Source organism: Anaerolineales bacterium (assembly GCA_025808555.1).
In the GTDB taxonomy this organism is placed as follows: domain Bacteria; phylum Chloroflexota; class Anaerolineae; order Anaerolineales; family UBA11579; genus JAMCZK01.
Genome location: CP075526.1, coordinates 256,855 through 271,231 on the forward strand (window position 1 = coordinate 256,855; position 14,377 = coordinate 271,231).

Consider the following 14,377-nt stretch of genomic DNA (forward strand, 5'->3'; position numbering starts at 1 on the left):
ACGAGGAAAGACAACAATGAAAAAGACACTTCAAATCGTACTGTTTACGATGAGCGCTCTTCTGGCTGGTTGCGGCATATCTGAGGCTGACGTACAAGCAACCATAGCGGCGCTTCCTACCCAAACCGCCGCCGCCACTGCAACGCACGCTCCCACGAGTACTGTTCCCGCTCCTTCCCCGACTCCTGGTCGTCAAACCGCATTTGAGGTTAGCCTTTCAGAAATTGAAAGATACTTCAAATCAGAAGGGCTTGAGGGGACAGGAGCATCCACTCCTTGTATTCTGACAACAACGCCGCCCTGGGCGCAGTGCGTAAAATTCTACGCAAGAAGCCAAAATGACATTATTGAGATCATTGAGTTGATACATGACAATGGCGTTCTTGTTGGGGCATCAGCAACCTTCTTTGGCGGAGAACCCCCTGTAACGCTTATCGACTTTGTCGTTCATCTAAAAGTTCCCCTGGTGCTTTTCGGGGCGCCGGTGAGAGACGGGGATTTCTACTATCTTGAATTTGACGGCAGCGACTACATGTCCCATTTTTGGCTAGACTATCGCCTCGCGGAAGTTGTTTGTGCCAATCCTTTCTTTTGCCAGTGAAAGCGAGTGATTCGTAACTGGTTTTTGACTAGCATTCAACAGGAAGATGGCCGAATGGTCCAGCGTGCGCAGCAGCTTCTTGACCCGCTCGATTGGGATGCTGTGATACAGCGTGGACGTGGTGTACAGCAGAATTTGAGTGGCACCATAGATGGTGCAACCCACGATATGCCAGGCCGTGCCCAACAGGCTTGAGAAGCTGGCCAGCACCGCCAGGCCGGCGATTGACAGCACGATGCCGATGCCATGCGAAATGCTGTTGGCCCACTCCTCAGCCGGAGTGTAGCGATTGGCGTGAATATTGACGCTCATTACTGCAATTATAGTCAGCTCCTGCCAGGCCAAGCCAACCTTTACCAACTCTTAACCTCACCCTCTCGGCTGCGTCGGGCAAGCGTTGTATACTGCCGCGAAATCATTCATATCCAAGGAGCAAGACCATGCGCAACCCCCGCCCCACCAAAGCCCCCGTTTCCAAGACGGGCTATGTCAAGTTCTCCAACAAGCTGTCCACCTCGCTGGACCAGATCTCAAGCAGCGTGCGTGAGAACGCCCAAATGATCGACTCCATCCAGGAAGTGGCGCTGGAGCTCACCACCACCTTCGGCAGCCTGCACACTGTCGCCGTGAAGTACGCCCGCAGCGCCAACCAGGTGCTGGACATTCTTGTGCCCATCGTGAGCAAGCTGCCCATCGTGCCCAAGAACGCCCAGACGATGCTGGTGAATCTGGAGAAGTGGACCCAGATGATCATTGACAACGAGGCTAAGACCTCGGCCACGGTGAACTCGGTGCGCAGCGGCCTGCAGTCAGGCGATGTCAACAAGCTCAAGACCCACACCGCCGACCTGAAATCGGTGACCGCCGCGCTGTCCAAGCTGGCAGCGACGAAGTAGCTGCCAGATTTTTTTTGGCAATCAGCAAAATAAAAGAGGCTGCACTTTGTGCAGCCTCTTGCTTTTCCGTGTCTCCAGAGCGGGTCTATCAGCTACTCACTCGCGCTTCTTCGTCACGATACGGATCGGCGTACCCAGAAAACCGTACGCATCACGGATGCGGTTCTCAAGGTAGCGCTCATAGGTGAAATGAAGCAGCTTGGGGTCGTTGCAATACAGCAGGAAGGTGGGCGGGTCGCTGCGCACCTGGGTGCCGTAGTAGATGCGCAGGTTGCGGCCGGCGCGGTTGGGCGCCGGCTGGTGCTCCTGCGCATCCTCCAGCACCCGGTTGATCTGCGAAGTGCTGAGCTTGACCATGCGCTCGGCGCCCACCTTCACCGCCGTGGGCAGTACCTCCTGCACGCGCTGGCCGGTCTGGGCTGAAATAAAGAGCAGCGGAGCATAGTCAATGAACTTGAGCACATAGCGGATGTTGCGCGTATATTGCTCCATGCTGTAGCTGTCTTTATCCACCGCATCCCACTTATTCACCAGGATCACCGCGCTCTTCCAGGCGTCCTGCACATAGCCAGCGATGTGCGCATCCTGGGCGGTGATGCCCGTGGTGGCATCGATCACCAGCAGCACCACTTCGGCGCGCTCAATGGCGCGCACCGAGCGGATGGCGGAGTATTTCTCCACGCCCGGCTCGATCTTGCCGCGGCGGCGCAGGCCGGCCGTATCGATCAGCTTGATGCGCTGGCCGTCAAAGTCAATAAAACTGTCCACGGTGTCGCGGGTCGTGCCGGGGATATCGCTGACGATGGCGCGCTCCTCCCCCACCAGCGCGTTGAGCAGGGTGGATTTACCCGCATTGGGTTTGCCCACGATGGCGATCGAAAGGTCGGCATCGCTCTCTTCGGGGTCCTCAACCTGGGGCGGCAACGCCGCCACCAGCGCATCCAGCATGTCGCCCGTACCCGAACCGTGCACGGCGGAGACCGGATGCGGCTCACCCATGCCTAGCTCGTAGAACTCGGCCAGGTTTTCGCGGCGTTGCACCGAGTCGACTTTGTTGACCACCAACAGCACCGGCGGCAGCAGAGCATCACCCTGCTTGCGCTGGCTGCGGCGCAGAATGCTGGCCACCTCGCGGTCCGCCGGGGTGACGCCGCTCTCTACATCCACCACGAACATCACCAGGTCCGCATCGCTTACCGCCTGCTGGGCCTGCTCGCGGATCTGCTGGATGAATTCGGCCGAGCCGATCGAAAGCGGCTGGCGCCCGCGCGTGACCGATGTGGGGTCAATGCCACCGGTGTCCACGATCAGGAACTGCGTGCCCACCCACTCAGACTCGGCGTACAAGCGGTCACGCGTGGTGCCGGGCACATCATCCACCACGGCCAGGCGCTGCCCGGCCAGGCGGTTAAACAGGGCACTCTTGCCCACATTGGGGCGGCCCACAATCGCAACAACAGGTTTTGGCATCGAATTTTTCGCTTATCTGCGCGCAAGCACAACTTCAATAGAGCTTGGCGTGATCGAGAGGACCTGTACGCCAGTGGGCAACTCTTCGGCCACCGGCTCCAGCATGTGCGTACCGAGCGCCAGGCCGTTGACATTGACCACCAGGCGGATCTCGGCCGGCGAGAGGTTCTGCAAGACCGAAAGCGGGCCGGAGATGATGACGCTCACGCTCTCAGGCGACAGGGTGGCCGTGCGATTGCTTGGCAAACCGACCACTTCCACATTCAGATTGAGCAGCACGCTGCTCTCCACTGGGGCAATACCGATCGTCACTTGCACATCCTGCTCTTCGCTGACCACGATCACGCCTGGCGGCAGGTCCAACAGCAAGCGCGTCTCCAGGTCATCGTTCAGGTTGGTGAGGTCCAGCGGTTGGGTGCTGACGAAGCCGGGCAGATCAGCCACCACCTGCGGGTCAGCCGAGAATAGCGTCACCACCGGCGGCGAAACGGAAATATCCGTAACACGGAAGCCGCTGGCGGGCTGGCCAATCGTCTCAACCTTGACGGCGACATCGCGATACCCGCCGGATTGCAAAATGCTGACTTCCAGCCGGGCTTCAGCCGGCTCAATCGTAAGTCCGCTGAGCACAACCCCATTGGCATCCACGGCGCGTAGCGCCACACTGGTGCTGATCGACTCGCGCGCCTGGTTTATATCCAACGGAGCCTGCAGCCCTGCCACCTGCGCCATCAAACTCAGGGGGCCGATCACCGTGGCGCTGCTTGGCTCCAGGGTCACTCCGTCAAGCTGGAAGCCGAGGGCCAGCTGGCCTTGCAGTTGAGCGGTGATGGGAATATCGCGCACTGCCCGCGGCTCCAGCGTGATCTGCACCTGCATCGGCGAGAGGCTGACCACGCGGATAGGCCGCAGGTCTGACTCGATCTCGATGTCTACCGTGTGTTCGCCTTCGGTCAGGCCGGTCAGATCAATATAAGCGCTGACCGGGCGCGGCTGGGCCACCAACTGCTGCCATAGCGAGCTGGGCGCGCCCAGGCGCACGCTGACCTCAGATGGCGGCGAGCCGATCAACAGCAGGCTGGGATCCAGCCCGCGCACTTCCAGCGCCAGGGGCGCCGGGTAATCGCGCACTTCGTTGGGATCCGCCGCCACGACGGCCGACATCCACACCGCGAAGGCGAGCAGGAAGGCCAGCATCAGCGTGCCGATGTTGGACCACAGGCGCTGCAGCAAGAGGCGTAGCATCAGCTCTCCGACTCCTCAGGCGGGTCAGGCAGCAGGAACGGCAGATAGCGGGCCAGGAAGCGCTCGACTACGCTTTCGGATTCTACGGGGCGATAGAAGGCGCGCAGCACGCCTTCGAGGCGTTCGCGGCCCAGGCGCTGGATCATGCGTCCTCCAAAAGCCACTGAGATCGCGCCCGTTTCCTCCGAGACCACCAGCGCTACGGCGTCACTGATCTCCGAAGTACCCAGGGCAGCGCGGTGGCGCAGGCCCATGCGGCGCTCAGCGCTCTCCGACAGCACACCGCTGGAGGACAGCGGCATCACGCACGACGCGCCAATAACGCTATCACCCGCAATGATCGCTGCGCCATCATGCAGAGGCGTATTGGGATAGAAGATCTGCAGCAGCAGTTCAGGTGTCACCTGGGCGCCCATGGCCACGCCGGTTTCCACATACTCCTCCAGGCTGTCGAGGCGTTGCAGCACGATCAGGGCGCCGAAGCGGCGCTCCGATAGGCGGATGGCAGCGTGGGTCAGCGATTGGATCACATCGCGCCCGGCGCCCTGGCGCCCACGCCCGCTGAGGATGGTGCTGGCGCGGCCAAAGCGCTCCAGCACGCGGCGGATCTCGGGGGCGAAGATGACCGGGATAGCCACCAGGATGGCGGGCACGGAGTTGCGCACTAACCAGGAGAAGGCGGGCAGCTCAAAGATGACGGTGAACAGGCTGATGACGACATACAGCAGCAAAAAGCCGCGCAGCAACACCATGGCACGGGTGTTACGAATAAAGAGCAGCACCGCAAAAATGATCAGCGTCACCAGCGCCAGGTCAACAAAGCTGGCCAGGCTGAGGCGTTGCAGAATAAAAGTGAGCTCGTCAAAAAGATTACGCATAGCTAAATGGGCCGCAGCACCCTGTCAGCCCGTAGTTGCTTGAACAACATCACACTGCCCGCGGTAGCCGATTCCTGAGCCGCCTCCTGCCAGGCGCCCACGCTCAATTCGCTCGGCAGGCGCTCCTCGTAGCCAAGGCCCAGCCAAAGGTCACGTTGGGCAGCCAGCGCCGGGGCCACGAACAGCAATATGACCTCGCACTGCAATTCGCGCGAGGCCTGCTCGACTTCGCTAACGAGGAAGGGAATGTATTCGGTGTGGTCCAGACCGCGCTCCAGATGGAAGTCATCCACGCGCGCCACCAGGTTCTCCACCTTCCAGCCCAGCAGGGCTTTCAACCCATCCAATGTGTGCAGCAGCAGGAAAGCTTTCTCGCCAAACGCATTCACCACCTGGGCGGGCAGCAGTTTGCCCGTGCCATTGTTGGCGTTGATAAAGCCGGCAATATCCTCGGCCTGGCGCGGGCGGGCGCGCATGACCTGCATGCCATTGGCCAGCCCGGCGGTAACCGCCCCGCGCAAGCGGGTCGGCACCGTCTCGCCGGTGGCGTGCGGGAACAGTTTGCGCCACGCATCCTTGACCTGTTGCCAGGTGAGTTCAATGGAAGCACTGTTATCGATCACGGTATCGGCCTGGGCGGCCTTCTCAGCTTGCGGCGACTGGCTGGCCATGCGCTGGCGTGCCTCGTCAATATCCATGCCGCGCTTATGTTTGAGACGGGCCAGCTGCACGGCCTCAGCCGCAGTGACCACCCAGATGGCGTCGCACATCTGGCGCAATGGCGACTCGAGCAGCTTGATGGCTTCGATCACGATGACCTGGTGCGGGCTGAGCCGCGCCAGGTGGTCAACCCCTTCGCGTACGATGGGGTGAATAATGCTCTCGAGCAGCTTAAGGGCTTGTGGGTCAGCAAAAACGATCTGGCCCAGCTTCTTACGGTCGATCTCGCCGTCGTCTTTGACGATGTATTTTCCAAAGCTCTGCACCACCGCCGCATACCCCGGCCCGTTTTGCTCAATGGCGCGGTGCGAGAGCGCGTCGGCATCGATGCCAAACGCGCCGGCATGCTCCAGCATGCGGCGCACCACGCTCTTGCCGGTGGCGATGTTGCCGGTGAGGCCAATGACGAACTTGCCGGGCCAGGCGCTCATTTAGCGGATCACTCCCAGCTTGCGGCCCACATCCGCAAACGCCTGCAGGCCATGCTCCAGGTCAGCCGAACTGTGCGCGGCCGAGATCATGACGCGCAGGCGGGCCGTGCCGCGCGGCACGGTGGGGAAAGCGATGGCCATGGCGAACACGCCAGCCTCGAACATGGCCCTGCTGAATTTCTGTGCCAGCTGCTCATCCCCCAACATCACAGGAGTGATCGGCGTGACGCTCTTGCCAGTGTCAAAGCCCAGGGCCTCCATCTCTTTCTTGAAAAACTCGGTGTTGGCCCACAAGCGCTCAACCAGCTCGCTGGATTCCTCGAGCAAATCCACCGCGGCCAGGCAGGCGGCCACATCCGGCACGGTCATGGCCGAGGAGAACAGGAACGGGCGGCCGCGCTGGCGCAGCCATTCCACAATGCGGGCATTGCCCGCCACCACGCCGCCAACGACTCCGAAGGCCTTGGAGAATGTTCCCACCTCTACATCCACCTTGCCGTGCAGATCAAAGTGGTCCACAATGCCGCGCCCGCCCTTGCCCAGCACGCCTTCGCCGTGGGCGTCATCCACCATCAGGATCGCATCGGCCTGGCTGGTGACCGCATAGATCTCTGGCAGCGGGGCAATATCGCCATCCATGCTGAACACGCCATCGGTCACCACCAGGGCACGGCGGAACTCGCCGCGGCGCTCAGCCAGCACACGCTGCAAGTCGGCCGGGTCGCAATGCTTGTAGCGGATGATGGTAGCGCCCGACAAGCGGCTGCCGTCAATGATGCTGGCGTGGTTGAGCTCATCTGAGAAGATGGCGTCTTCCTTACCCACCAGGGCTGGCAGTACGGCCAGGTTGGCGGTGAAGCCGGACTGCAATGTAATGGCGGCTTCAACGCCTTTGAAGGCGGCCATGCGCTTGTCCAGCTCGACATGCAGGTCCATGGTGCCAGCAATGCTGCGCACGGCGGCCGGGCCGAGGCCATACTTGCGCATGGCCGCCTCGGCGGCGGCGAGTAGCCGCGGGTGGTTGGCGAGGCCCAGATAATTGTTGGAGCAGAAGTTGAGTACGCGCTGGCCGTCCACCTGCAGCCAGGCGCCCTGTGGGGAGCCCAATGTGCGGATATGGTTATACAGGCCTGCATCACGCAGGGCCTGTAATTCTTCACCTATCCAGGCAAGCTTATCGGCCATTGAGCTCCTTCATATATGAAATTAAACTCGCGCCGTGGGGTTGCGACGCGCGCTTGCAACGATTCTTATTATACGCTCAGGCACTCATCTATGCCCCGCATACAGCCCGGTTGCGGCTAAATGCGCGCCTACAAAACTGCGCCTGTATAATCACGAGGTCATGCGCAATTTGCTGATCGGTCTGGCGCTGCTCCTGGGGGTGCTGTTTCTCCTCAACCATTTCACCCAGTTTGACGCCATCGTGGATGTGTTGCAACACAGCGATTGGCGCTTCATAGGCCTGGCGCTGGTCTTCATCGCCGCCTGGCTGCTGTGCACCGCCGCCACCTACCAGGCCGTCTTCGCCGCCCTGGGCGTGGAGCGCCCGGTGGCGCCGTTGGTGCCCCTGGCGGCGGCCGCCAACTTCGTGAACGTGGTAGCGCCCTCAATGGGCATGAGCGGCATGGCGGTTCTGATCTCTGACGCCCGCCGGCGGCGGCTACCCTCAGCGCACGCCACCGTGGCCGGTGCGCTATTCGTGCTGTTCGAGTACGCCGGCTTTGCGCTGTACCTCGTGCTGGGCCTGATCGTGCTCTTCCGCCGCGACGATATCACCGGCCCGGAGCTGGCCGCCTCGGGTGTGTTAATGGTGATGACCGCCATCCTGCTGGTGATCCTGTATCTGGGGATGCGCGCCCCCAAAGCGCTGGGCCACTTTCTGCGCTGGATCGCCCGCACCACCAACAAGCTCAGCTCGCCTTTCACCAAGCGCAAAACCATTTCAGAGGACCGTGCCGAGCAGTTCGCCCATGACATCGCCGCAGGCCTGCACTCGGCGCGCCAGCCACGCAAGCTACTGAAGCCGCTCTTCTACGCCCTGCTGAGCAAGGGCATGTTGCTGTGTGTGCTGACTGCAGTGTTCCTGGCCTTCCAGGCGCCGATCTCGATCGGCACCCTGATCGCCGGCTTCGCCATCGCCTACCTGTTCCTCATCGTCTCGCCCACGCCGGCCGGCGTGGGCGTGGTGGAGGGCGTGCTGACCCTGACGCTGACTTCGATGTTCGTGCCGCTGGAGCAGGCCGCGGTGATCACGCTCAGCTATCGCGTGCTCACCTTCTGGCTACCGCTGCTGTTTGGCTTCCTTAGTTTTCAGTTCCTGCAGATCCGCAAGCCATTTCCCACAAGCTCTTAATTTTCGTTTGTGAACATGGTAAAATGTGCCGCTCAACCGTTCTTGCGGTATGGGAGGGATGGCCGAGTGGCTTAAGGCGGCGGTCTTGAAAACCGCTGTAGGTCTCCGACCTACCGGGGGTTCGAATCCCTCTCCCTCCGCCTGAGCAATACGGGGAGGTCGCATAGCCCGGTCTAGTGCGCCCGCCTGCTAAGTGGGTTCCGGAGGTTTCTCCGGACGAGGGTTCAAATCCCTCCCTCCCCGCCTGGGATTGGCCGCACTAAGCGGTACAATTCGCCGCCGAGTCAGAAACCTTGCACTGGAGTTCATACAAAATGAACCCTTTGCAAGGGGACAAACTCAGCTAACGAGGTCTGGTTTTTCGCTCACGCGTGGAGTTCGCTGCTTTTGCGAACTCCAGAGTGCGAGGGCGGCGAAGCCGCCCTCGCACTAGCTCTCGTAGCTCAGTGGATAGAGCACTTGCTTGCGGAGCAAGGGGTCGCGTGTTCGAGTCGCGCCGAGAGCGCTAGGCTGCTTCGCAGCCTTTAACGTTGCTTCGCAACGTTTCCAAAGACCGCCGTTTCTACGGCGGTCTTTGGTTTTATTGCCAGCTGGCTCGCTTCCTGCAATTGGGAACCAAAGCCTGTACAATCGAGTCAACTCTGTATGTCCTTCAACCGCGATCCTGAATCCACCCAGCCTTCGAAGCGCAGCCCTACAGCGCCCACCCGCCCGCAGCCCGGCGGCCAGCCGCCGCAAAAGCCCCAGCGAGCTCAACGCCAGCGTTTTGCATGGCTACGCGCCCCATGGGCAGCCATTGCCCTGTGCCTAGTTGCGGCCCTGCTGCTGGTGAGCTCCGCCAGTGCCGCGTTCGGCTGGAGCGAAGGACGCGCCGTGATGCATGCCACTGCCACGATGCAGGCGGGTATGTACATGCTGGAGCAATACAACCTGGCGATGGAAGACATGGCGGCCGGCCGCTATGATCTGGCGCGCCAGCGCCTGGAGTTCATCTACCAGCAGAACCAGCGTTTTCTGGATACCGGCGTCAAGCTGATCGAAGTGCTCCAGATTCTGCAAAGCACACCCGAGGCGCCGACGGCCGCGGCCATGCAGCCCAGCCCCACCCCCACAGTGGACCCGCGGCCCAAGGAAGAACTGCTGCAGGTCGCTCGCCAGCATTTTGTGGCGCGTGAGTGGAGCGCAGTCATTGACGCCCTGCTGGCGCTGCGCAAAGCCGACCCTGCCTATTTCACTGCAGACGTAGACGGCATGCTCTACGCCGCCCTGCGCAACCGCGGCGTACAAGAGATCACCCAACAGGGCCTATTTGAGCCTGGGCTGTACGACTTCTCGCTGGCTGAGAACTTTGGCCCGCTGGATGCCCAGGCCAACAATTATCGCCAGTGGGCGCGCCTTTACCTGTATGGCAATGCCTTCTGGCTGGCCTACCCGCAAGACGCCGCCTACTACTACGGCCAACTGGTCGGCATGGCGCCTGATCTGCGCGACGCTCAGGGTAACTCCGCTTTCTATCGCTACTGGCAGTCGCTGGTGCATTGGGCTGATCAGTTGGCCAAAGACGAGTCATGGTGTGATTCCAGCGAGGCCTATCAGCAAGCCCTGGCCGCCCGCGACGATGCCGCGCTCCAGCCCACCGCAGAGCATGCATACATCCAGTGCCTGGGGCCAAGCGAAACCCCCACTGCCACGGGTACAGCTACGCGCACGCCAACCGGCACAAGCGTGCTAACTGTCACCGATACACCGGCTTCGCCGGGCACAGCCACCATGACAGAAACCCCCTCGATGACATTCACTCCGTCCATGACCTTTACTCCGTCTGCAACGCTGACCCCTTCCCCCACAGCCACCGCAACGCCGGTGACGCCATGATGCGCCGCCTCAACCCGCTCCCTTTCATCCGCGCCAACCGCCGTGCCGTGCTGATCGGCCTGGCGCTGTTCATTGCCCTGTCCGCGGTCGCCATCCCCACCGCATACTCGTGGTCGTTGTATTTCGGCTCAGCGCCTACCGGCTTATTCGGCCTCCCCAACATTGCGGCCAGCCCCACAGAGCAAGTCGACGCGCAAGACATCATCCAGGGCAGTCCTGACATCGTGCTGCCTCCAGCCTGGGACGGCGCCGAGCGCGTCACCATCCTCATCATGGGCTTGGACTATCGCGATTGGTCTGCTGGCCAGGGTCCCTCACGCACCGATTCAATGATGCTGCTCAGTGTGGATCCAGTCAGCAAGACCGCCGGCATGCTGTCCATCCCGCGTGACCTGTGGGCGGTCATCCCTGGATTCACGCCACAGAAAATAAACACGGCTTACTACTTCGGCGAGCTATACAAGGTGCCCGGCGGCGGGCCGGAGCTGGCGCGCCGCACGGTGGAGCAAACCATCGGCGTGCCCATCGACTATTACGCCCAGATCGACTTCAGTGCCTTTGTGCGCTTCATTGATCTGCTGGGCGGCGTCAAAATAGATGTGCCTGAGCGCATTCTCATCGACCCACTTGGGGAGCGCGCCCCGCTGCATCTGCAGCCAGGCGTACAGGTGCTACCAGGAGACCTGGCGCTGGCCTATGCACGCGACCGTCATTCTGGCGGCGGAGACTTTGCCCGCGCCGAGCGCCAGCAGCAGATCGTGCTGGGTATTCGTGACCGCATCATGGAGTTCAACTTACTGCCCGGTCTGGTCGCCAATGCGCCGGCCATCTACGCCGAGCTCTCCAGCGGTATTCGCACCAACCTCAGCCTCACGGATGCCATCCAGCTGGCCGTGCTGGCAGCACAGATCCCGCGCCAGGAGATCGCTTACGGCGTCATCGGCGAGCAGGACGTCATCTACGGCAACTCGCCCGATGATCTGGCGATCCTCATCCCGATCCCTGACCGCATTCATGCCCTGCGTGACAGCATCTTCACCAACGGCGCCCTCAGCCCGCTGACGCCGGGCAGCCCGGCTGAGCGCATGGCGGCCGAAGCTCCAGTGATCGGCATTCAGGATGGCAGCGGCAACAGCAGCCTTGCGTCTCGCACGCAGCAATATCTCAACAGCCTCGGCGCACAGGTGGTGCAGATCAGCAGCGGCCCCGCCAGCAACCAAACCGTGTTGGTGGACCACACCGGCAATCCGCACACGCTCACCTTCCTGGCTGATCTGATGGGCATCCCCACCAGCCGCATCCTGCACGAATTTGACCCCAGCCACGCCTACGAGATAGAAATTCGCTTGGGCAGCGACTGGGCCAATAACAATTCGCTTCCCTAGTCCTTACATCCCACAAACAGGCCGCCGTATGGCGGCTGTTACAATTCAACGTTCATGGAAAACAAAGACCGACCCCAAATCTTATTGACCAACGATGACGGCATCAACTCCCCCGGCCTGTGGGCCGCGGCCGAAGCGCTCTCTGCGCTCGGCTATGTATGGGTAGCTGCCCCACGTGAGCAATCCTCTGGCATGGGCCGCAGCATGCCCAACAGCTCAGACGGCATCATCACCACCCAGACGCTGACAGTCCACGGCAACGAGTGGACCATCTACGCCGTGGGCGGCACGCCTGCCCAGGTGGTGCAACACGCCATTCTCGAGATCATGCCGCCTTTCAAGCCCGATCTGGTGGTGGCTGGCGTCAATTACGGCACCAACTTTGGCACGGGCGTCACCATTTCTGGCACTGTGGGCGCCGCGTTAGAGGGTGCGTCCTACGGCGCGCCAGCCCTGGCCGTCTCACTGGAGACCGAGCATAAGTACCACCTCACCCACTCCACTGAGATCGACTTCAAGCCGGCCGCCTATTTCACAACTTACTTTGCGCAGAAACTGCTGACACGGCAATTCCCTGAGGACATGCAGGTGCTCAAGATCGAAGTGCCGGCCAAGGCCAGCATCCACACACCCTGGGAGTTGACCCGCCTTTCGCGCATGCGCTTCTACGCAGCCACCGCGCCGCAGCGCAAATCATGGGCTGAGCCCGGCTCCACCGGTTATGCAGAGCCGACCGACACCAGCATCTTCGCCCCCGGCACTGACGTGCATGCCACGCTCATCGCTGGCAAAGTAGCCGTTACGCCCATCAGCCTGGATCTGACCGCCCGCGTAGATTTTGCCGCGCTGGAGAAATCGCTGCGCGAAGAGTAGCTCGCGGCATGAGCAAGCCATCCGCTCCGTTGAGCCTGCCTGAAACTTTGCAGGTGCACCAATACCAATACGATGGCAGCCACCCCAACCCCAACGAATGCGCCCTGTGCGCCATGACCACGCTCACCACCATGGCGGCCCGCCGCAGCGGCCAGCCAGGCTTCAGCTTGGCGGCCGCTGAGTTGGGCCGCTTTTTAGACCGCATCCCGTTCCGCTTTCCGCGCTTCCCGGCCTGGTTCCCCGGCCCCGGCGGAGCCACGCACCCGCTGGCCGCCCTGTGGGGCTTGCGGGCCTACGCCCGCAAACTGCATAAGGACGGGCTCAGCTTTCCGTGGCATCCGGTGCTGCGCACCGGCCAAACGGTAGACGAATTGCGCGCCGCGCTGGATGCAGGCCAGCCGACGATGATCTATGGCTTGGGTAGCACCGGCATTCCGCACGCCGTCATCCCCCTGGAATACAGCGCACCGCACTGGCTGATGCTCGACCCCGGCTATCCCCGCGAGCAGAACCCAAAACGCTGGACCGAAGAGCAGCTGCTAGCCTGGTGGAAGAACTTTCTATTCATTTATCCTCAAGGAACAATGCTGACTCTTGAAGCTGTCCGCTAATAGTAGTCGTCAGTTTTTAGTTTTCGTTGCGGGAATCAGTCCAGAAACAAATACCAGCATCAACACCAAAGCCCAGTAGTTAGATTCCTGCGTCAGGCGCCATTCAGCACTGCCTATCAGAAGGTACGGCAGATTCGCCGCTGCAAGCAGCAGCACCCCCCGAGTTCCGCGAGACAACCCAACCGGCACGGCCAGCGCCAAGGGGCCGAGCACGCTATTGCTGGCAGCATAGGGCGCCAGCAGCAGGCCGGCTGCCAGCAGGCTACCCGCTTGTAAGGGGTCCAGTTGCCAACCTGAACGGCGAACTATAGCAAACACCCCTGCCAGCATAGCCACCAAAGCTGCCACATATACGCCTGCAGGCAAACCGAGCCTGGCGGCCACTGCGTGCAAACTGGCATCGATCTGTGTTCCAGCAAAAGGGAAAACCTCCAGCGCGTCAAGCCAAGCTGAGCCGCGCCAGGCAAAAAACATAAACGCGGGAACAAGAGCGCAAACCAGCATTCGTAAAAAGCTATGCACGGGCCACTGCCGCCAAGCTATCAGCCCCACGATCGCTAAAAGTAACCAGCTTTCTTGCAGCTTTGAGCTGCACATTAGGGCTCCCAGAGCAAATGCGCCAACATGCTGGCGTGGCAAGGCCCACAGGAGCAGCATTGCGCCGGCAATGACGAGGAATTCGATGTTTCCATCCGCTAACTGGCGAACAGCAGGATAGCTCGCGCACAACAATACGCCGGCCCATAGGCTGCGCCGCTCAGCAGAATGGCGCACAGCCGCAAGAACCAGCGTGCATAAAGTGACTAACGCCACCAAACCCCAGCTGGCTGCCAGTGGCATCCAGCTGAGCGGCCACAACATCGCCAGCCCCCACGGAGGAGTAAAGACTAGCTGACTGCTGTAGTCAATCTGGAACGCATGGGTTGCATGCCAAAAGACCTTCCAGTCGATCGCCAAGCCAGAGTTTTCTAGGGGCAAAGTGGAGAACGCGAAGACAAACAGGGCGGCGGCCAACAGCAGCGCGCCGACCGCGAGC

At 61.3% G+C, this 14,377-nt stretch carries 14 protein-coding genes and 3 tRNA genes; 10 read left to right on the forward strand and 7 right to left on the reverse strand.

Annotation, left to right across the window (positions count from 1 at the left end):
* The first annotated feature begins 16 nt into the window (after window positions 1–16).
* On the forward strand, window positions 17–601 hold the full coding sequence (locus tag KIT08_01535) for a hypothetical protein (protein UYN89934.1): 585 nt from the start codon (window positions 17–19) through the stop codon (window positions 599–601).
* On the opposite strand, the gene KIT08_01540 is transcribed toward KIT08_01535, so the two are convergent.
* Window positions 548–913 (reverse strand): hemolysin III family protein, encoded by a 366-nt coding sequence (locus KIT08_01540; GenBank protein ID UYN89935.1) that lies wholly within the window; start codon window positions 911–913, stop codon window positions 548–550. The genes KIT08_01535 and KIT08_01540 overlap by 54 nt on opposite strands.
* A gap of 128 nt (window positions 914–1,041) precedes the next feature.
* On the opposite strand from KIT08_01540, the gene KIT08_01545 reads away from it, so the two are divergent.
* On the forward strand, window positions 1,042–1,497 hold the full coding sequence (locus tag KIT08_01545; GenBank protein ID UYN89936.1) for a hypothetical protein: 456 nt from the start codon (window positions 1,042–1,044) through the stop codon (window positions 1,495–1,497).
* Window positions 1,498–1,593: 96 nt separating this feature from the next.
* Here KIT08_01545 and der read toward each other — a convergent pair whose 3' ends face one another.
* From der to KIT08_01570, 5 genes are read right to left on the reverse strand one after another with little or no spacing between them, the layout of a single operon-like run.
* The gene (gene der / locus KIT08_01550) at window positions 1,594–2,967 is read right to left on the reverse strand and encodes a ribosome biogenesis GTPase Der (protein ID UYN89937.1); all 1,374 of its coding nucleotides are present in this window, start codon (window positions 2,965–2,967) and stop codon (window positions 1,594–1,596) included.
* 12 nt (window positions 2,968–2,979) lie between these two features.
* Window positions 2,980–4,212 (reverse strand): hypothetical protein, encoded by a 1,233-nt coding sequence (locus tag KIT08_01555; GenBank protein ID UYN89938.1) that lies wholly within the window; start codon window positions 4,210–4,212, stop codon window positions 2,980–2,982.
* Window positions 4,212–5,090, reverse strand: coding sequence for a diadenylate cyclase CdaA (gene cdaA, locus KIT08_01560; protein UYN89939.1), 879 nt, complete (start codon window positions 5,088–5,090; stop codon window positions 4,212–4,214). The genes KIT08_01555 and cdaA overlap by 1 nt, the downstream gene beginning before the upstream one ends.
* Window positions 5,091–5,092: 2 nt before the next feature.
* A complete protein-coding gene (coaE, locus tag KIT08_01565) occupies window positions 5,093–6,241 on the reverse strand; it encodes a dephospho-CoA kinase (GenBank protein UYN89940.1) in 1,149 nt (382 codons plus the stop codon).
* Entirely contained in the window at window positions 6,242–7,426 is a 1,185-nt protein-coding gene (locus tag KIT08_01570; protein UYN89941.1) for a glycine C-acetyltransferase, read from the reverse strand.
* Between the two features lie 160 nt (window positions 7,427–7,586).
* On the opposite strand from KIT08_01570, the gene KIT08_01575 reads away from it, so the two are divergent.
* The 8 genes from KIT08_01575 (at window position 7,587) to KIT08_01610 (ending at window position 13,341) form a co-directional block, all read left to right on the forward strand.
* The gene (locus KIT08_01575; GenBank protein ID UYN89942.1) at window positions 7,587–8,597 is read left to right on the forward strand and encodes a flippase-like domain-containing protein; all 1,011 of its coding nucleotides are present in this window, start codon (window positions 7,587–7,589) and stop codon (window positions 8,595–8,597) included.
* 52 nt (window positions 8,598–8,649) lie between these two features.
* Window positions 8,650–8,737, forward strand: a tRNA-Ser gene (locus tag KIT08_01580).
* Between the two features lie 12 nt (window positions 8,738–8,749).
* A tRNA-Ser gene (locus KIT08_01585) sits at window positions 8,750–8,840 on the forward strand.
* 189 nt (window positions 8,841–9,029) lie between these two features.
* Window positions 9,030–9,102, forward strand: a tRNA-Arg gene (locus KIT08_01590).
* A 140-nt stretch (window positions 9,103–9,242) separates the two neighbouring features.
* The gene (locus KIT08_01595) at window positions 9,243–10,472 is read left to right on the forward strand and encodes a hypothetical protein (protein UYN89943.1); all 1,230 of its coding nucleotides are present in this window, start codon (window positions 9,243–9,245) and stop codon (window positions 10,470–10,472) included.
* The gene (locus KIT08_01600) at window positions 10,469–11,857 is read left to right on the forward strand and encodes an LCP family protein (GenBank protein UYN89944.1); all 1,389 of its coding nucleotides are present in this window, start codon (window positions 10,469–10,471) and stop codon (window positions 11,855–11,857) included. The genes KIT08_01595 and KIT08_01600 overlap by 4 nt, the downstream gene beginning before the upstream one ends.
* Window positions 11,858–11,911: 54 nt before the next feature.
* Window positions 11,912–12,730, forward strand: a complete 819-nt coding sequence (gene surE / locus KIT08_01605) for a 5'/3'-nucleotidase SurE (GenBank protein UYN89945.1) — start codon at window positions 11,912–11,914, stop codon at window positions 12,728–12,730.
* Window positions 12,731–12,738: 8 nt separating this feature from the next.
* Window positions 12,739–13,341 carry a hypothetical protein gene (locus KIT08_01610; GenBank protein ID UYN89946.1) on the forward strand — a complete coding sequence of 201 codons (603 nt, stop codon included), beginning with the start codon at window positions 12,739–12,741 and terminating at the stop codon, window positions 13,339–13,341.
* A 9-nt stretch (window positions 13,342–13,350) separates the two neighbouring features.
* Here KIT08_01610 and KIT08_01615 read toward each other — a convergent pair whose 3' ends face one another.
* The gene (locus KIT08_01615; GenBank protein ID UYN89947.1) at window positions 13,351–14,355 is read right to left on the reverse strand and encodes a hypothetical protein; all 1,005 of its coding nucleotides are present in this window, start codon (window positions 14,353–14,355) and stop codon (window positions 13,351–13,353) included.
* Window positions 14,356–14,377 lie beyond the last annotated feature (22 nt).